This window comes from Segatella hominis (assembly GCF_004535825.1).
Taxonomy (GTDB): domain Bacteria; phylum Bacteroidota; class Bacteroidia; order Bacteroidales; family Bacteroidaceae; genus Prevotella; species Prevotella hominis.
On sequence record NZ_SGVY01000008.1, the window covers coordinates 79735 to 99696 of the forward strand.

Here is a 19962-nt window from a genome sequence, read left to right on the forward strand (position 1 = left end):
TCCTTTAAAATAAGTACTTTAAAATCTTGACGAAAGATTCGAAAATCGTTTCATGTAACACAATTACTGTTACAGGAACGATTTTTTCTATTTATATCTCTGCCCTTTGCCTAATTTTGCAGCAGAAATCAAACAATAACAATTTTGAAACTTAAAACGTTAAATAAACATGAACAATCTTTCAAAATTACTGATGAGCTCTGCGCTCTGTACTGTTTGTACTATTGCAAGTGCACAGCAGGTTAATGTAAATGGTATCGTCAGAGATGCCACAGGTGAAACCGTCATTGGTGCATCTGTCATGGTGAAAGGAACAAAGACTGGTACTGTTACCGACTTTGATGGTAACTTCCATGTCGAATGTACTCCTGGTTCCACACTTATTATATCTTATATTGGATATAAGACGCAAGAAGTAAAGGCTTCAGATAATATGGAGGTAACACTTCAGGAAGATGCCAACGACTTGCAGGAAGTAGTTGTAACAGGTTATACCACTCAGCGAAAGGCCGATTTGACCGGTTCCGTGGCTGTTGTTTCAACCAAAAATCTAAAGACAAATTCAGAGACTGACCCGATGCGTGCTTTGCAGGGTCGTGTTCCTGGTATGACTGTTACTACCGATGGTTCTCCTATTGGTTCTGGAACCGTGCGTATTCGTGGTATCGGTTCTTTCAACTCTTCTCAGGACCCTCTTTATATCATAGACGGTGTGCCTACCACTATGGCATTGAATACCCTCAATACAAATGATATAGAGAGTATGCAGGTTTTGAAGGATGCCGCTTCGGCTTCTATCTATGGTTCACGTGCATCGAATGGTGTCATCATCATCACCACCAAGAAAGGTAAGAAGGGTAGCAAGATTGCTGTTGACTTCTCTGCCAACCTGACTGCACAGTTCTATTCTAACCAGTCGAAGATGAAGCTGATGAACTCCAGCCAGTATGCTACTGCGATGGCTCAGGCAGCCCTGAACGATGGACTCGATCCTGTGGCTTATGCTGCCAACTACGGCATCGACTTGAATGCAGCCTCTGGAACTCCAATCACCGTTTGGAATCCTGCTACCAACCAGTATCAGAACTATACTATCAATGGTCGATATGATGGCTACATCAATGCCAAGAAGACCATGCGATTCTCAGATACCGACTGGCTTGATGAAATCTCTCGCACAGGTTTCTCTCAGAACTACGACCTCTCTGTATCTCATGCCAATGACAAGCATAGCGCTATGTTCTCCTTGGGATACAAGAACAATGAGGGAGTCTTGAAATATACCGACTTCGAGAATATCTCAGCTCGTTTGAACACCTCTTGGAATTTAAACAAGATAGTAACCGTAGGTGAAAATGTAACATTGACTTATACCTCTCAGGTTGATTGCCATCCGATGGAGAATGCCTTGAAGATGCCTTCCATCGTTCCTGTTTACGAAGAAGATGGCAAGACCTTTGCAGGTCCTGTGGGTAGTATGGCCGACCGTCAAAACCCTTGTCGTGAGCAATATCAGAACCGCAACAACCACCTCGACTACTGGCGTATCTTCGGTAATGCTTTCGTAGAATTGAAGCCTGTCAAGGGATTGACCCTGCGCTCTAACTTCGGTTTGGATTTCAAGACATCGTTTATCAATGCGATGACGAATACTTATCATTCCGATATTGTCAACAATGACATCGCCAAGACAACGCTCTCGAATAACAATGAGACTAACTGGACATGGTCTAACACAGCCCAGTACGTTACCCAGATAGGCAAGCACAACATTGATGTACTCGGTGGTATGGAATTTTCCAAGCAGTCGGTTATCGATTTCTCTGCCTATTCAGAAGGCTATGCGCTGGAAGATAAAGATTATATGTGGCCAAATGCTGCAACAGGAACGATGCGTAACTCGGGTGCGAAGGTAGGGTATCGCCTGGCTTCTTTCTTTGGAAAGGTGAACTACAACTGGGATGATCTCCTCTTGGCTTCCTTCACTATCCGTCATGATGGTTCATCCCGATTTGGTAAGGCTCATCGCTGGGGTACTTTCCCTGCTGCATCACTCGGCTTCAGATTCTCTAATCTCCTGAAGAAGGATTGGTTGGATGATGCAAAGTTGCGACTCTCTTGGGGTCAGACGGGTAACCAGGCTATCGACAACAATGCACAGTTTGGTCTTTATGTAGTGGATTACGGATTAGACCGTGTAACCTCTACTGCATACGATCTCTTCCTGCAAGGTTCTGGTACCTTCCCTTCTGGTTATCGTGCCACACAGTTGGCTAACCCTAACTTGAAATGGGAGGCTGCTACCCAGTATAACGTAGGTTTGGATTACACCCTGTTTGGCAATACCCTCTATGGTACAGTGGATGCCTATATTAAGAATGTAAAGGATATGTTGATTAATCCTGCTTATCTGGGTGCAACAGGTGAAGGTGGAAATTCATGGCAGAATGGTCCTTCGCTCCGCAACTGGGGTATGGAGTTCACCGTGGGCTATCGCAAGACCTTGGGTAATGGACTTGGCATCGACGTGAACGGTAATCTGGATTTCTTCCGCAATAAGGTTACTTATTTGCCAGCATCAACAACAGGTGCTTATGCTCACACATCTAAGGAAAACCTGGTGCAGAGTGGCAAGTCATATGGTTCTATCGTAGGTTATGTAGCCGATGGTATTTTCCAGAATCAGGAAGAAGTAGATAAGTCTGGACAGCCAAACGCACGTGTCGGTGGATTGAAATACAAGGACTTAGATGGTAAAAATGGAATTACTTCAGATGACCAGACTTGGATTTTCGACCCTGTGCCAGCCTTCTCTTATGGTTTGAATATTGCTCTCAACTACAAGGGCTTTGATTTCAGTATGTTCTGGCAGGGTGTCTATGACCAGGATGTGTATAACAACCAAAAGTTCCAGACCGACTTCTGGGCTATTACTGATAGTGGTTCTAACAAGGGAACCCGTTTGCTTGATGCTTGGAATACCAACAATACCGGTTCTTCTATCCCACGTCTGAGCACCATGAATACTGCTGATGAGGGTCGTGCTTCCACTTACTTCGTTGAGAATGGTTCTTACATGAAGTTGCGCACCTTGCAGGTGGGTTACACTATCCCAAGCAGCATCCTCTCTAAGTTGAAAATGACCAGTGCCCGTGTCTATCTCTCAGGTCAGAATCTTTTGACCATCAAGAGCAATAGCCTGACCTGTTCAGACCCAGAGAATCCAAACTGGAACTATCCACTTTCAACATCCGTATCATTCGGACTTCAAGTAGGTTTCTAAAATGTTTCATATTTTAAAGAGAATTCCAAGATGAAAAAGTTATATACAATGGTGCTTGCAGCAGCACTGATAGGAACATTCACCAGTTGTGATGATTTCCTGGATTACACCCCAACAGCTGTGGTTGATGAAGACAAGGCTTTCAGCGAGCCAGACAAGATGGTAAACAGTGCCTATGCGATGTTGGGCGACTGTTGGTATTCTTACCCATTCAACCTTTGGCCATATGGTGACCTTTCTTCAGACGATTGCTTGAAGGGTGGCGGTGGCACCGGTGATACCGGTTATCACGATGTGGAAATCTGGAGTACCTTAACCTCTACTAAGGGCGAACTCGACGAGTTATGGTATCGTCTCTATTGTGCCGTTTCCCGTTGCAACCGTGCCTTGGTTTCTTTGCAACAGAATGGTGAGCGCACACTGGGTGCTGAGGTCACCAAGCAGCGTGAGGCTGAGGTTCGCTTTCTCCGTGCTCATTTCTATTTCAAGTTACTTACCATGTATCGTCAGATTCCTTGGATAGACGAGAAGGTTTATGAGGATAAAACAACAGAGAGCACATCAAACACTCAGTTTACTTACGAGGAATTGTGGCAGAAGGTGATAGCCGACTTCCAGGCAGCATACGATGTACTTCCTGCTAAGCAGAAGGATGGCGGTCGTGTCAACAAGATTGCAGCCGCAGGTTATCTGGCTAAGTGTTACCTTACCATTGCCTGGGGTGATGGCTATGAGGCAACCGATGGTATTGACCATATTAATAAGGAGTATATGCAGAAGGTTATCGACTATACTGATGTGGTGAAGAATTCAGACTATGGTTACATGGCAGACTTCGGCGACATCTTCCTGCCAGACTATAAGAACAACAAGGAGTCAGTTTTTGCAGTCCAGACTTCCGACTATAGCGAGGATCATACTACCTTCGGACGTGCCAACTGGTCTAATATGCTGAATGGCTGTTGGGGTATTTGGTCTTGCGGATGGGATTTCCACAAACCTTCACAGAACCTGGTGAATGCCTTCAAGACCAAGAACGGACTTCCTGAGTTTGATGACTACAACAAGACTTGTGATTATCCTGTAAACGGTGAGCCTAATAGTCAGAAATGGGATCCACGTTTGTTCCATACAGTAGGAATGCCTACCTTCCCATATAAATATGAGTCAGAATACAAGATGACTACGGCCAACTCTCGTACACCAAACGTTTACGGTTACTATACCTCTCTGAAGGAAGTACCACAGCGTTCAAAGGGTGAAACTTACAATGGCTCTTGGCAGGCGTTTGCCATGAACGACTATGTGCTCCGTTATAGCGACATCATGTTGATGCGTGCTGAGGCTTTGATAGAGTTGGGCCGTCTGCCTGAGGCTCGTGCCATCATCAACGATATCCGTCAGAGAGCCAAGAATTCTGTGGATAAGCATATTGAATATGCTAAGGATCAATGTGATATAGCCCTCTATCCGGAGTCTTATTTCCAGGATAAGGAGACGGCAAGAAAGTGCCTTCGCTGGGAGCGTCGTCTTGAAATGGCTATGGAGAACGGCCGCTTCTTCGACTTGCGCCGCTGGGGCATTGCTTCTGAGACACTGAACAAGTATTTCGAATCTGAGAAGAAAGATCAGTATGGAGAGCAAACATACGCACAATACTTGAAGGATGCCAAGTTCACGCCGGGCAAGAACGAGTTCTATCCAGTTCCATATAACCAGCTGTATTACATTCCTGGTCTTTATAAGCAGAACAAGGGATACGAGTAATTGCTCATCAGCAATTTTAAATAATTAGATGTTATTTTTTTAACAACTGAGTCCACTTTAAAAAGTCATTTTTGGTTATTTATTCTACAAAATGCCATTTGATTATCTGATGATTACATTTGAAGAAATTATCAAAAATGTCTTTTTTAAGTGGACTCAAATAATAATTTGACAATGAAGAAGATTTTTATTTCAGCGCTTGTCGCTCTTTGCGGTTTCACCGCCAGTTATGCCCAGGAGGCTTCCTTCTTGAGTAATAATCACTGTCTCTATCGCATCAGCCAGGAGAGTCAGAACCAGAAGTGTCTCTTGCTCCCTGTGCAGGAAAATGCAGAGATAGCCAATATTAAGGTGATTGCCAACAACAAGCAGGTGAAAGCCCTCAATGTGAAGTTGGCTAAAGACCACGTAGATTATTTCGTACCTCTCTATATGGATGAGTTTGCCGGCTTGAAAGGCCTGGCTCTCGATATCCATGTCAATGGCGATTATAGTAAGGAAGGACTGAATGCCCTCACTTGCTGGAAGGAGATGAAATTCTCTGATGCTTTCGATATGAAGAATCGCGAGCAGTATCGTCCGGATTATCACCATACTCCAGCATATGGTTGGATGAACGACCCTAACGGTATGTTCTATAAGGATGGTGTATGGAATCTCTATTTCCAGTATAATCCTTATGGATCACAGTGGGAGAATATGACCTGGGGACATTCTACTTCCACCGACTTGGTTCACTGGAAGTTCCAGGGTACTCCAATCCAGCCTGATGCTGTAGGTACTATCTTCAGTGGTTCTGCCGTGGTTGACAAGAACAATACCTCGGGTTTCGGAAAGGATGCTGTCGTTGCTCTTTATACTTCTGCTGCTGAAAACCAGACCCAGAGCATGGCTTACAGTACAGATAACGGCAAGACCTTTACCAAGTATGCCGGCAACCCTATTCTTACCAGCAATGTGCCTGACTTCCGTGATCCACACATGTTCTGGAACGAGGACATCAAGAAGTGGAATATGATTCTGGCTGCCGGTCAGCACATGGAAATCTATACTTCTGATAATTTGAAGGACTGGAAACTTGAAAGTTCTTTCGGTGAGAAGTATGGCAATCATGGCGGTGTTTGGGAATGCCCAGACTTGATGAAGTTGAAGGTTCGTGGCACCGATAAGGAGAAGTGGATGCTCATCTGCAACATCAATCCTGGTGGTCCATTCGGCGGTTCTGCTACCCAGTATTTCATCGGCGATTTCGACGGACACAAGTTTACTTGCGAGAGCAAGCCGGAGGTAACCAAGTGGATGGATTACGGAAAGGATCATTATGCTACAGTTACTTTTGATAACGCACCAGAAGGTCGCCGTGTGGCTATCGCCTGGATGAGCAACTGGCAGTATGCTAACCAGGTTCCTACCCAGCAGTACCGTTCAGGCAACTCTATTCCTCGCGACTTAGGTCTCTTCGAGTATAAGGGTGAAACTTATTGCAGCGTGATTCCATCTCCAGAGATGACAGCGGCAAGAAGCAAGAAGGCTGGCAAGAAACTCTCAGAATCCTGCGAGATGGTAGTGAACCTGAAGGGAAATGCTACTATCACTTTGAGCAACGACAAGGGTGAGAAGGTAGTGATGAGCTACGATGCCAAGGCAGAGACTTTCTCAATGGATAGAACCAAGAGCGGTAAGATGGATTTCAGCAAGGACTTTGCTGCAACAACCAAGGCTCCAACCTACGGCAAGATCAGCCAGCTGCGCATCTTCATCGACAAGAGCAGCATCGAGGCACTGGATGCTGACGGCAAGATGGCAATGACCAATCTCGTGTTCCCAAGCAAGTCTTACAACAAGGTTACTGTAAAGGGAAAGGGTAAGTATCAGATTTACGACATCAAGTAACCTCATCTGCTAAGAACTGAATCTATAAGATAATTGTTTCTAAGAGTGTTACTGATGTAACAATGCAACATAAATGGTAGCCGATGAACGATATTTTATGATATATAGTATCGTTTTTCGCTACCTTTGCAGCAGAAAATAAGAAACACAACGCTAACAATTATGAATAAATCTTCAAAATTATCAATCATCCCGGTGATGCTATGTTTCTTCGCCATGGGATTCGTAGATCTGGTAGGCATAGCCTCCAACTATGTAAAAGAAGACCTGAATCTCAATGATTCGACAGCTAATCTGTTCCCATCTTTGGTTTTCTTTTGGTTTCTCATATTTTCGGTTCCTACTGGAATCCTGATGAATAAGATAGGTAGAAAGAAGACTGTACTCCTGTCTTTGCTCGTTACCGTCATTTCTCTTCTCTTGCCTATCTTCGGTGAGAGTTTCGGAGTGATGCTCGTTTCATTCTCTTTGTTGGGTATAGGAAATGCCTTGATGCAGACATCCTTGAATCCTCTGGTATCAGTGGTGACATCTGGTCAGAATCTGGCTTCCACTTTGACCTTTGGTCAGTTTGTCAAGGCTATCGCTTCCTTCCTGGCACCTTATATTGCCATGTGGGGCGCAGTTGCAAGCATTCCAACCTTCGGCTTAGGTTGGCGAATTCTCTTCCCTATCTATATGATTATAGGAATCGCAGCTACTTTCTTCTTGGCAGGTACTCCTATTGAAGAAGAGAAAGATAGTGGTAGTGCATCAGGTTTTAGCGATTGCTTCAAGTTGCTCGGCAAACCTATCGTGTTGTTATCTTTCATCGGTATTATGTGCCATGTGGGTATCGACGTGGGTACCAATACAACTGCTCCAAAAATTCTGATGGAGCGACTGGGATGGAGCCTGAACGATGCAGCTTTCGCCACTTCACTTTATTTCATCTTCCGTACCATTGGCTGTTTCACAGGTACAGCTTTCCTTCGTATGATGAAGACCCGTACTTTCTTTATCATCAGTGTTGTAATGATGGCTTTGAGTATGGTATTTATGTTTATTGGTGATAATAAGACAATGCTTTATATTGCCATTGCCTTGGTAGGATATGGTAACTCTAATGTGTTCTCTATGATTTTCTCTCAGGCACTGCTTGCTTTGCCGGAGAAGAAGAATGAGGTGAGTGGATTGATGATTATGGGACTCTTTGGCGGTACCATCTTCCCATTGTTCATGGGCTTTGCCAGCGATTCCTTCGGTCAGGTTGGTGCTGTGGCTGTCATGGCTGTGGGAGTTGTTTATCTCTTCAGTTATATCCGTAGGCTGGCATAAATGTTCTTCCATCCCTATAGAAAGTTTCGTTCAGCGTCGTTGAACGTGCGTTCAAAGACGTTGAACCGACATTCAAAGACGTTGAACGTGTATTCAACGACGTTGAACACAACTTTCTTCTAAGGAGAAAAACTTCTTTTCTTAGTTAGAGATACAATACTGATTCATTGTAAATACAAATCAGATAAATACAATAATTATTATTCACTATCGTTTTTAGCATATATAGAATTTATACTATATATAATAAGGTGTAATTATGGAAACAAAGAATTTAGATAAAAAATATTGTGTAGGTTTGGGTGAGATTCTTTTTGATGTTCTCCCTTCTGGTTCTCAACTTGGTGGCGCTCCTGCCAATTTCGCTTACCACGCAGGTCAGCATGGTCTGCATTCTGTGGCTGTGAGTGCTGTGGGTAAGGATGTCTTGGGCGATACAGCTCTTCGCATTCTTGATGAGAAAAAGTTGAAATATGTGATACCTGAGGTTGATTATCCTACAGGAACTGTTCAGGTGCAGCTCGATAAAGAAGGTGTTCCTACTTACGATATCAAGCAGGGTGTGGCTTGGGATAATATCCCATTTACTGATGACATCAAGGAGATTGCTGCCAATGCAGGTGCTGTTTGCTGGGGTTCCTTAGCTCAGCGCAGCGAGGTAAGCCGCAAAACAATCTATAAGTTCCTTGATTATACTCCAAACGATTGTCTGAAGATTTTCGACATCAATCTCCGTCAGAATTTCTATACTCCAGAAGTGATTACCGAGAGCTTGAAACGCTGCAATGTATTGAAGATTAACGACGAGGAGTTGATTACTATCGGTCGTCTTTTCGGTTATCCAGGTTTGGATATTGAGAACAAGTGCTGGTTGATTCTCGGCAAGTACAATCTCGATATGCTTGTGTTGACCTGCGGTGTAAATGGCAGTTATGTCTTTGCTCCAGGTGTGAAGTCATTCCAGGAGACTCCAAAGGTAGAGGTGGCAGATACTGTAGGTGCCGGTGATAGTTTTACAGGTACTTTCTGTGCCAGCATTCTGAAAGGCAAGAGTATTACTGAGGCTCATGAACTTGCCGTCAAGGTAAGTGCTTACGTTTGTACTCAGAATGGAGCGATGCCAATTATTCCAGAGGAATACACCAAGTAATAGGCGATTAGTTTTGTTTCATCAATTATAGTTGATATTTAGTTAATGTAAAAAGCTGCAATTCATTTTATTATGAATTGTGGCTTTTTTTTGAAATATTCTTTGCAATATTTGTTTTAATTGAAAAAAGATTGTATCTTTGCCACATTAAAATCATATTGTATAAGTTTTGAGAGCATTTTTTTATAATATATTGAACGATGGTGGCAAGAGAGTATCTGGTCATCTCTCATTCCAACTGCTTTTCCTTTTCTTTATCCTGTTTGTTTCTTCATTCTATACCAGTGTGCAAGGAATCACTCCAGGCAAACTGATTTCTCATAAGCAAAGTATTCCAGATGAAATGCAGGAGGCCAATGCCTTGGCCGGAAGTCCATCCACTGTTCCTCTTGAAGAATCGGCTGATAATTCTGCTGAAGAACTGGATGATGACCTCGACACAATAGACTTTAAACTTTGTTTTGATATTCTTGCGCAAAACCGCCTGACATATAACCATTATAATGACAGTATATTTCTGATCAAAGAGCACGATAAATGGGTTAATTATTTCCGTCGTCGTGCCACCAAGAATCATCAGATCTTTGCTGCCAATCAGGAAATCATGCGAGGAATCAAGGAATTTCTTACCAAGCATGGGGATTCCATTCCAGAAGAAATCTATCTTGATTTTTGTCATTCCATAGAGCAAAGGTATGTTCGCAAAAAACTATACGATCCTTTTCTGTTGGTCAGGATGAGTCGCATTCTTGAAAAAGGTGGTGCTTATCTGCCTGATAGCGTAAAATATACGAACGTATTCAATCTCTGGCGTCTCTATGGTTATGAGCAGATGTGGAACTTGGGAGGAGATGTCAAATATCTGAGAAAGGCTTATCAGGCAGGCAAAGCGATTCTGTCTGAAGATGCCAAGCGCTATCCCCATTATGACTTCGCTTTGGCTGGTGCCTTGGAGTATATGTCTAATACCATCTGGCTTGCCTTTGGGTTGGAAACAATCCAGGATTTCGAGGAACATTATAGGAGACTGGATGATTTCCTGAAAAGGGAAGACTTGGATGAGATCGTCGTTCCGGAACAGAAGAGAGACTTGCTGGAATTGCAGCAAGTAAAAGATGAGGCTTTTCTGTGCAATATTTACTATTATACTCCTACTATTATAGACTGCTATGTTCGTGATTCTTTGACACGGGCGGTGATTGACAGAAATCTCCAAAAAGCAGAGTTGAGTAATTTGTCATTTATCCGTACTGTATTTTTGCAGATGAAGGCAAGGCAGATATCTTCTCGGGAAGCGTGGTTAAGATGCAAGAATCATTATCATGAGAAGTGGCTCAAATATAGAGATTCCCCAATGAATGACAGAATAATCCGTGATTACCTGAGGCCTCTATATATTTTTCTGATTATTAATGATGAAGCCGATGTTCCTGTTTCGCAGAAGAAAAAGACGATATGGAAAATGTCCCAAGATATGGTGACGGCTTTTGGAAAACGGAAAGATTTTCAGGGAAATACGGATTTCGTTCGTGAGTTGTTCCGTTTATCGACACATAGGCGGTTGGTGAAATATCTCAGTTATAAGCAAATGATCCGGTTTATGAGTGGTTTGAATGTTTCTACTCAGGTAACTACCTTTGCTCATTCTATGCACGTGGCTAAAATAGCTAAGGTGTTGCTGAATGGGGTGTTGAAACATAAGCCAGAACTCCTTCAAGGAGTGTTCGGATATAAGACTACTACGGAAGTGCTGAAACATAAAAGAACTCTGCGTTCCTTTATATACGAAGCAGGAATGATTCATGATATTGGAAAGAATGCCATCGTGTCGGTAGTCAACAATGAGTATCTGCCATTGACAGATGATGAATTTTCCATTATCCGATTGCATCCTCGTCTGGGAGATATATTTCTGAATGCTGTTCCTGGTTGGGAGAATTTTCATGATACGACGGTGGGACATCACAAATGGTATAATGGTAAGGGCGGATATCCTGCTGATTTTGATAATACGAAATCACCGATTCGTTTCCTGATAGATATAGTGACGCTCAGCGATTGTCTGCAGGCTGCTACAGAGCGCGTGGGGCGTAATTATCGTATTAGTAAGACATTCGAGGTCGTCATGTCGTAGTTGAGGGCAGGAGCGGGAACAAAGTATAATCCTGATCTTGTTGCTTTGATAGATGCATATCCTAAGTTGGCAAAGAAACTGCATCATCTGGTGGAGAATGGATGGATAGAAATTTATTACCATATCTATTCACGCTTTTTTGATGGTTCTCGATAATCCTCATTAATTGTCATATTATTCTCTGAAAATAAAAATCCCTCTTGGATTTCTCTAAATCATGAGAAAGTCAAGAGGGATTTATTGGATTTATATGTTTTTACTTCTGGCACTCCTTGCAAGGTGTCCAAGGCTTCAACTGCTTGAAGAAGTCATTGCCTTTGTCATCTACGAGGATGAATGCAGGGAAGTCTTCTACGGTAATCTTCCAGATAGCCTCCATACCGAGCTCAGGGTACTCTACGCACTCGATGCTCTTGATAGAACTCTGGGAGAGAACTGCAGCTACGCCGCCGATTGTACCGAGATAGAAACCTCCGTGCTTCTTGCAAGCCTCTGTTACGATGTCGCCACGGTTACCCTTGGCAATCATTACCAAACTTGCACCATGATCCTGGAACTCATCTACGTATGGATCCATACGGTTGGCTGTGGTAGGACCCATTGAGCCACATGGATAGCCCTCTGGGGTCTTGGCTGGACCAGCATAGAGGATAGGGTGGTTCTTGAAGTACTCAGGCATCTCCTCGCCAGCATCCAAGCGAGCCTTGAGCTTAGCATGAGCAATGTCGCGAGCCACAATGATAGTACCCTTCAAGTTGACACGTGTACTTACAGGATATTTGCTCAACTCAGCACGAACTGCGTCGATACCCTTGTCGAGGTCTATCTCGATACCCTTGGTACCCTCACCTGGGTTGCGGAGCTCTTCAGGAATCAACTCTGTTGGGTTCTCATCCATCTTCTCCAACCAGATACCGTCCTTGTTGATCTTAGCCTTGATGTTGCGGTCGGCAGAGCAGCTTACGCCCATACCGATAGGACAGCTGGCACCATGACGTGGGAGGCGAACTACGCGGATGTCGTGAGCGAGATACTTACCGCCAAACTGTGCACCCAAGCCAATCTTGTGTGCCTCTTCAAGGAGTTTGTTTTCCAAGTCAATATCACGGAAAGCACGACCTGTCTCATCGCCTGTAGTAGGCAACTCATCGTAGTATTTGATAGAAGCCAACTTCACGGTAAGGAGGTTCTTCTCGGCAGAAGTACCACCGATTACGAATGCGATGTGGTAAGGAGGACATGCAGCAGTACCCAGACTCTTCATCTTCTCTACGAGGAATGGGAGCAATGTACCCTCATTCTGGATAGTAGCCTTGGTCATAGGGTAGAAGTAAGTCTTGTTGGCAGAGCCACCACCCTTAGCTACCATCACGAAACGGTACTCATCACCTTCTGTTGCCTCGATGTCAATCTGGGCAGGGAGGTTGCAACGGGTGTTCACCTCATCATACATATTGAGAGGAGCATTCTGTGAATAGCGAAGGTTGTCCTGTGTGTATGTGTTATAGACACCAAGACTCAAAGCCTCTTCGTCCTCAAAGTCAGTCCATACGCGCTGACCTTTCTCGCCATGAATGATGGCTGTACCTGTATCCTGGCAGAATGGGAGAATGCCCTTTACGGCAGTCTCTGCGTTACGGAGGAACTGGAGAGCTACGTACTTGTCGTTCTCAGAAGCCTCTGGGTCGGTCAAAATCTTAGCTACCTGAGCATTGTGCTCACGACGGAGCATGAACTCTACGTCGTGGAAACCCTGCTGTGCCAGCAAAGTCAAAGCTTCTTTAGAAACCTTGAGGATTGTCTTACCCTCAAACTCTGCTGTGCTTACGCCTTCTTTAGAGATAAGGCGGTACTCTGTCTTGTCCTCTCCAAGCTGAAACATTGGAGCGTACTTAAAATCTGGAGCTTTTGCCATAATGTTTTTTTGTTATAATTTAAAACTGTTGAAATATTCTTTTTTACTGTAGAAACATTCAAATTTAATAGCTGAAACTATCTGACAGACACGTTGAGTAATCCATCATCAGTCTCTTTAATTCTCGTAATCTATTTCCTGGTCAAGACTATCCACGAAATTGCGGAATACTTCTTCTTCCACATCTCCCATGGCAAATTCTTTCTCTGCATCCTTCTTGATTTCGGCAATCCATGAACGGCGGGCTTTGATGTAGTCCTCGTGAATGCGGTTGGCATCTTCGAGCGTAATCTCGTTAATGCCGTAGTAATCGCAGATCATCTTGTAAGTCCATGTCCACTGGTACTCGCGGTAGTTGGCATCGATATTTTCGAATCGCTCGATGAGTTCCTGGATGGTCTCGATGTTTCCATCTTTCAGGTCGTTGATGATTCTCTCTTCCTCTGATACTGGAAGGAGGAGGCCCGACAGGTCGTCCCAGTCGCCCAAACCAATCTGTGTGCTTGGTGGGGTGATGCTCGGGTCGCGCTTGAGAACTCTCTTCAGTACGGCACCCATGTAGATGCGAAGAGCAATGTCGTAATACTTGATGCCCTTGTGAAGCGAGGTGGCTGGTATGATGTACTCATGATAGAGGTATTGTGAAACATTATCGCCCGTTACCTCGCGCAGATTTTCGAGGATTTTCTTGCCTTTGAGAACTTCTCCCACAGAGAATGGGGAAAGCCAGTCGAAATTGACGATACTCTTGCGGTTTTCTGGAGCACGGAGATCTCGCTTTGGCCATTTCTTGATGTCTCGATACAGACCTACGGTTGTGATGTTTCTGCCTGGTATGAGGAACATCTTGTCGCCATCGGCTATCAGATAGGCGAATGGCAGATTGCGGGTATCGGGATGGTGCATCAGTTTGCCGAAACATACAGAGTAGGTTCCTAACGTGGCAGGCATCAGCAGGTAAGCGCCGCTGGCTGTCTTCGAACCGCGTTCCAGAATTCCCCAGTGCATAGGTCCCATCTTGTAGGCATGGTTGGAGAAATTGGTGGCCGAACCTGCATTATAGAACGAGAACATACCTCCGATGAGGAGACTGCTCTTGTGGTGAGAGGCTGTGAATGGACCACAGAAGGCGGCACATGCCTCGCCATTACTCATATAGCTGTTGGCGAAGAATACGGAAGCTGAGGCCGTGAAGCCATTGCTCAACTGGCAAGTCTCACCGATGAAGCAGTCTTGTATCTTCACACTGTTGATAACGCTCGAACCTTCAGCGATGATACTGTTTTCTGCTATTACGCCAGTACCGATGTACACATTACCATGGATGGAGCCCAACAGGGTGCAGTCGCTGAGTCGGGAAGCACCGTTTACCTCGCAGAAGTCATTGATCACGCAGTTGGTTATCTCCTTGGTGTTGATAATCTTCACGTTGTTCCCTATCTGTCCGCGTTCTGGCATCTTGGTGTCTATATCGCTCTTGATGAGCAGGCGTATCTTCTCCTTCAGTTCCTTGTCGGAGAAATGTTTCACCATGAATGCAGCCAACTGACTGTTCAGGTCGCTGAAAAGAATGACATTTCCTTCGCCCACCTCATTGAGTACACTTACCAGGTTTCCTTCGCCATAGGTAGCTCCCTCTGTGGTCTCCATGGTTGAAATATTGGAAATGTAGCAATCATCACCGATGGTGTAGTTGTTGATGAAATTGCCCACGTTTTCAATGAGGCAATCATCTCCGATGGTTACATTTCTCAGGGTGGCATTGTTGATGCCGGAATGCTTCACAAAGCCTTGGCTTACTTCTACATTCTTGTCGAATCCGCCGATGTTTACTTCACCATAGAGCATCACGCGATGCATAAAGTTGGGCTTGAAGTTCTCCGATACATTCACGGAGGTCCAGTCTTCTGCCCAACAGTCATTACTCTTGAGCACCTCGATTTCTTCTGAGGTTAGAGGTCTGTAGTCATTCATTGTTGATACGTTTTTGTGGAGTTATCTTTTCGGGAAAACTCCAGGTATTATTTATTCGTAATCCTGGTACAGGAAGTCATTGTATGGATACTTCTGTACGTGGAGCTCTCTTACTTTCTTATAGAGTACCTCGCGGAACTCATCGATGTTGTCTTTGTTCTTTGCCGAGATGAAAAGGCAGTCATCGTGGAGTTTCGCCATCCATGTCTTCTTCAGGTCTTCCAGTGGAATGTTTTCCTTCTCCATAGGTGTCAGGTCATCTTCCTCTTTCTCTACCCAGGTATAGTTGTCTATCTTGTTGAAGATAATCATTGATGGCTTGTCTGAACATCCCAATTCCTCCAGCGTCTTCTCTACCACCTGTATCTGTTCTTCGAAATCAGGGTGCGAAATATCTACTACGTGCAACAGCAGGTCGGCCTCGCGAGTCTCATCCAGTGTACTCTTGAAGGAATCTACCAGGTCGGTAGGTAACTTGCGGATGAATCCAACGGTGTCGGCGAGGAGGAACGGAAGATTTTCTACCACAACCTTGCGCACGGTAGTGTCGAGTGTGGCGAAGAGTTTGTTTTCTGCGAAGACTTCACTCTTGGAGAGGAGGTTCATGATGGTACTCTTTCCCACGTTGGTGTAACCTACGAGTGCTACACGGATGAGACGTCCGCGGTTTTTTCTCTGGGTTGTCTTCTGCTTGTCGATTTCTGCCAGTCGTTCTTTCAGCAGGCTCATTCTGCCGAGGATGATACGGCGGTCCATCTCCAGCTGGGTTTCACCCGGACCACGCAAACCAACAGAACCCTTACCGCCGCCAGAACCGGAACCACCTCCCTGGCGCTCAAGGTGAGTCCAAAGGCGTTGCAGTCGTGGAAGCATATAGCGATATTGTGCCAATTCTACCTGAGTCTTTGCCGCTGCGGTCTGTGCACGCATGGCAAAGATGTCGAGGATGAGTGAGGTACGGTCGAGAATCTTCACTTGCAACTCTTGTTCGATGTTGCGTATCTGCTTGGCAGAAAGTTCATCATCAAAGATGACCATACCGATTTCTCTATCTTCTTCTTCCTCTTCCTTGATGTATTGTTTGATTTCCTCCAACTTACCTTTTCCCACGTATGTGGTCTGGTTAGGTGAAATCACCTTCTGTGTGAATCTCTTCACGGTGACCGCACCAGCAGTATCGGCGAGGAATTCCAACTCGTCGAGGTATTCTTTTGTCTTGGCTTCGTCCTGTGTCTTGGTTACCAGACCTACGAGCACTGCGGTTTCTGCCTTGACTTCTGAAATTACAAATTCTTTCATTTATGTTCTACTGTAGAATATATTTTATTTGGTTTCACTCTCGTGCGCAAGATATAAGCATCGTCCTCGTGCGCACGCGTATTATATATAATGTGCAAAGGTAACAAAAAAATATCTACTTGAATAAAGATAGAGGAATTATTTATAGTTTTTTATTGTAATTGTCATTTGTTGTTTCTTCATGGAAGCGTTAGTCGATTCTTCAGAATGTCGTTTGTCGTTTCTTCATGGAGTCGTTAGTTGCTCCTTCATGGAGTCGTTAGTTGTTCCTTCAGAAAGAATGAATCCAAGCCTTTTGAAGGAATTGGAATTATCGAAATACCGCAATTGCACAGCTTGTATTTGATACACATTTCGCACAAATACCGCAAAATGGCGTCGAAAATTCGCAAACGTTTGCGTGGTTTTTTGAATAAAAAAGTAGATTTTTTTTGATTTACATCAATAATTTTATTAATTTTGCACACGTAAAACAAAACTGATTTTCAAAAATAAAATCATAACTACATAAAGTGCAAAACTGCTGAAACATTTTAAAAACTTTGAAATAGTCCCGGCGTGATGTCGGGGCTTTTTTCGTTTTAAGCCCTGGTAGTTGTAGCTTTTTGCTGCGTTTTCCTGGTTTCCTCTCATCGTTTTCTATGCTTACACTATCGTATTCTTTTAATCGCCAGCGTGTTTCCTCTTTAGTTTTCCTTTGGTCCGCTGTATTTCTCCTTACTTCTTTCACTATGGTTTTTCCTTTCGCTGTAATTTGCAGTATTACTTTTGTAGATTTGGATTAATATTTAAATAGGTAATGACAGAGGGTGTAGGAGTCTTTTGATTTGTTGTAAGTACACAAATATGTTTAAAATGCGCGTCTAATCGTGGTGAAATTAGTAGAAAATAGCCGTTTGTGACAAATATGAACGTTTTTTGAATGAAAAATGCACCTTGTTCTCCTTTTTAATGCTTATCTTTGCAAGCGAATGTAGGAATAACACTTTATTAGCTGGTGCTGAGGAAAGTTACATGTTATATGTAATGCGTCGTCATAATTATATATGATGCTTTGTCATTCGAAAATGCGTTATGAAGATCATGTGTTTCTTATTCAATAATAATTAAAAATGAAAATGTATCAACCTAAATAGTAGAATAACAAAATGCAAAAAAGTATTCTAAGTAGTATTTTGTTGCTTGGCGCTGTTTGTGCGCAAGCCAACAATTACACAGTGACTTCGCCAAATGGCAAGTTGGTAATGAATGTGAAGTGTGAGGGAGGCAAGGCTTCCTACACGGTGGATTTGAATGGAAAGCAGATGTTGGCAGCTTCGGCTCTCGGTCTGGTAGCGAATTATGGAGATTTCTCTCAGGGACTTACCATGGGAGTTCTGAAGGGCGCACCTAAGCATCTGACCTATGTTATGGACCATACGAAGAAATCTCATGTAGAGAAAGATGTGTATGAGGCTACTATCGGATTCCTCAATGCAAAGAAGGATTCCATGACGCTTCACCTTCATGTTTCTGACAATGATGTGGCTTACAAGTATGAGATGATCCGTCCAAAGAAAGACAATCCTAAGTCGGTGATTATATATAAAGAGGTGAGCGGTTTCAATTTTCCAGAGAAGACTACTACTTTCCTCTGCCCTCAGATTACGCCGATGACAGGATGGGAGCGTACCAAACCTTCTTATGAGGAGGAGTACACACCTAATGCCCAGATGAACGTGAAATCTCAGTTTGGTGTGGGCTATACTTTCCCTTGTCTTTTCAAGGTCGGTGAAGATGGATGGGTACTGGTGAGCGAAACGGGTGTTTCCAGCGCTTATCCTGGCAGCCGTCTCTCTGATTATGAACCTGGTAAGGGTTATACGGTTGCCTTCCCTCAGAAGGGTGAGAATAATGGCGTGGGTTCTGAGTTTGCTGGCATTCCTTTGCCAGGTGAGACTCCTTGGCGTACCATCACCGTAGGTGCATCGCTGGCTCCTATCGTGGAAACCACCATTCCTTTTGATGTGGTAGAACCTCTCTATGAGGCTTCTCAGAATTATAAGCCTTCCCGCTATACTTGGAGCTGGCTGATCTGGCAGGATAACTCTGTCAATTATGATGATCAGGTGAAGATGATTGATGTGGCTGCTGCTCAGGGTTATGAAGCCATCTTGGTGGATGCCTGGTGGGACAAGCAGATAGGCAGAAAGCGCATTGAAGAGTTGAGTAAGTATGCCAAGAGCAAGAAGGTAAGCCTGATGCTCTGGTACAATTCCAACGGTTTCGAGAATGATGCTCCACAGACTCCTCGTCAGATTATGAACAATTCCATCGCCCGCAAGAAGGAGATGGCATGGATGAAGAAAATCGGAGTAGTGGGCATCAAGGTGGACTTCTTCGGTGGCGACAAGCAGGAGACTATGAAGCTCTATGAGGATATTCTCAGCGATGCCAACGATTATGGCTTGGAGGTAATCTTCCATGGTTGCACCATGCCTCGCGGTTGGGAACGTATGTATCCTAACTATGTTTCCAGTGAGGCTGCCTTGGCTTCAGAGAATGTTTACTTTACTGATTATCATGCAAAGAAGGAAGCTTTCGAAATGACAATGCATCCTTTCTCCCGTAATGCTGTAGGTAGTTTCGACTGGGGTGGTGTGATGATGAACAAGTATTTCTCCAAGGACAATAAGAGTCGTCATCAGCGCTATACAAGCGATATTTTCGAGATGGCTACTGCGATTACCAATCAGAGCAGCGTAAACTGTGTCTGTCTCTATCCTAACAATCTGCAGGATGTGCCTCAGTGGGAGTTGGATTGGCTGAAGGCTGTGCCTACGGCTTGGGACGACGTGAAGTTTATTGCTGGTTATCCTACCCAGTATGCAGTAGTGGCTCGTAAAGCTTCTGCTGCCAATACAGGTACAGCTGCAGCCAGTGCAGGCAGATGGTTTGTTGGTGGTCTGAATGCAACAGATAAACCACTTGCTCTGACCCTGAATTTGCCGATGTTTGCAGGCAAGACCGTGACTTATCTCACCGACCAGCCTAAGAAAAAGGGCGAGAAGTTCTTCACTTCTGTCAAGAAGACTTTGAAGGTAGGTAAGGATGGTAAGGTTAAGGTGGTAATCCAACCTAATGGCGGAATCATCATCGAATAACTTACTGTTTGATGAAACCAAATGGTTTGCTTTAAAGCATAAAAAAAGGTTCCTTCGAAGGATGTTACTCCCCGAAGAAACCTTTTT

11 protein-coding genes are annotated in these 19962 nt (G+C 44.1%); 7 read left to right on the plus strand and 4 right to left on the minus strand.

Going from position 1 to position 19962, the window contains the following annotated elements; genetic code table 11:
• Positions 1-169 precede the first annotated feature (169 nt).
• The 6 genes from EXN75_RS04780 to EXN75_RS04805 all read left to right on the plus strand — a co-directional run bounded on the left by EXN75_RS04780 (position 170) and on the right by EXN75_RS04805 (position 11544).
• Positions 170-3283: a SusC/RagA family TonB-linked outer membrane protein gene (locus EXN75_RS04780; RefSeq protein ID WP_134842958.1), complete on the plus strand. Its 3114-nt coding sequence runs from the start codon at positions 170-172 to the stop codon at positions 3281-3283.
• A 30-nt stretch (positions 3284-3313) separates the two neighbouring features.
• Positions 3314-5050, plus strand: a complete 1737-nt coding sequence (locus EXN75_RS04785) for a RagB/SusD family nutrient uptake outer membrane protein (RefSeq protein ID WP_134842959.1) — start codon at positions 3314-3316, stop codon at positions 5048-5050.
• A gap of 174 nt (positions 5051-5224) precedes the next feature.
• Complete coding sequence (locus tag EXN75_RS04790) at positions 5225-6943, plus strand: DUF4980 domain-containing protein (RefSeq protein ID WP_134842960.1); 1719 nt, start codon at positions 5225-5227, stop codon at positions 6941-6943.
• A gap of 162 nt (positions 6944-7105) precedes the next feature.
• Positions 7106-8260: an MFS transporter gene (locus EXN75_RS04795; RefSeq protein WP_118117163.1), complete on the plus strand. Its 1155-nt coding sequence runs from the start codon at positions 7106-7108 to the stop codon at positions 8258-8260.
• A gap of 259 nt (positions 8261-8519) precedes the next feature.
• Positions 8520-9410 (plus strand): carbohydrate kinase family protein, encoded by an 891-nt coding sequence (locus tag EXN75_RS04800; protein WP_134842961.1) that lies wholly within the window; start codon positions 8520-8522, stop codon positions 9408-9410.
• A 169-nt stretch (positions 9411-9579) separates the two neighbouring features.
• Positions 9580-11544: an HD-GYP domain-containing protein gene (locus EXN75_RS04805; protein WP_134842962.1), complete on the plus strand. Its 1965-nt coding sequence runs from the start codon at positions 9580-9582 to the stop codon at positions 11542-11544.
• 256 nt (positions 11545-11800) lie between these two features.
• On the opposite strand, the gene EXN75_RS04810 is transcribed toward EXN75_RS04805, so the two are convergent.
• The 4 genes from EXN75_RS04810 to EXN75_RS04825 form a co-directional block, all read right to left on the minus strand.
• A complete protein-coding gene (locus EXN75_RS04810; protein WP_134842963.1) occupies positions 11801-13459 on the minus strand; it encodes a fumarate hydratase in 1659 nt (552 codons plus the stop codon).
• A gap of 117 nt (positions 13460-13576) precedes the next feature.
• Positions 13577-15433 (minus strand): DUF4954 family protein, encoded by a 1857-nt coding sequence (locus EXN75_RS04815; protein ID WP_134842964.1) that lies wholly within the window; start codon positions 15431-15433, stop codon positions 13577-13579.
• 51 nt (positions 15434-15484) lie between these two features.
• Positions 15485-16732, minus strand: a complete 1248-nt coding sequence (gene hflX / locus EXN75_RS04820) for a GTPase HflX (protein WP_022110044.1) — start codon at positions 16730-16732, stop codon at positions 15485-15487.
• A gap of 436 nt (positions 16733-17168) precedes the next feature.
• Entirely contained in the window at positions 17169-17462 is a 294-nt protein-coding gene (locus tag EXN75_RS04825) for a hypothetical protein (RefSeq protein WP_134842965.1), read from the minus strand.
• Between the two features lie 418 nt (positions 17463-17880).
• On the opposite strand from EXN75_RS04825, the gene EXN75_RS04830 reads away from it, so the two are divergent.
• Positions 17881-19875, plus strand: coding sequence for a glycoside hydrolase family 97 protein (locus tag EXN75_RS04830; protein ID WP_134842966.1), 1995 nt, complete (start codon positions 17881-17883; stop codon positions 19873-19875).
• Positions 19876-19962: the final 87 nt, after the last annotated feature.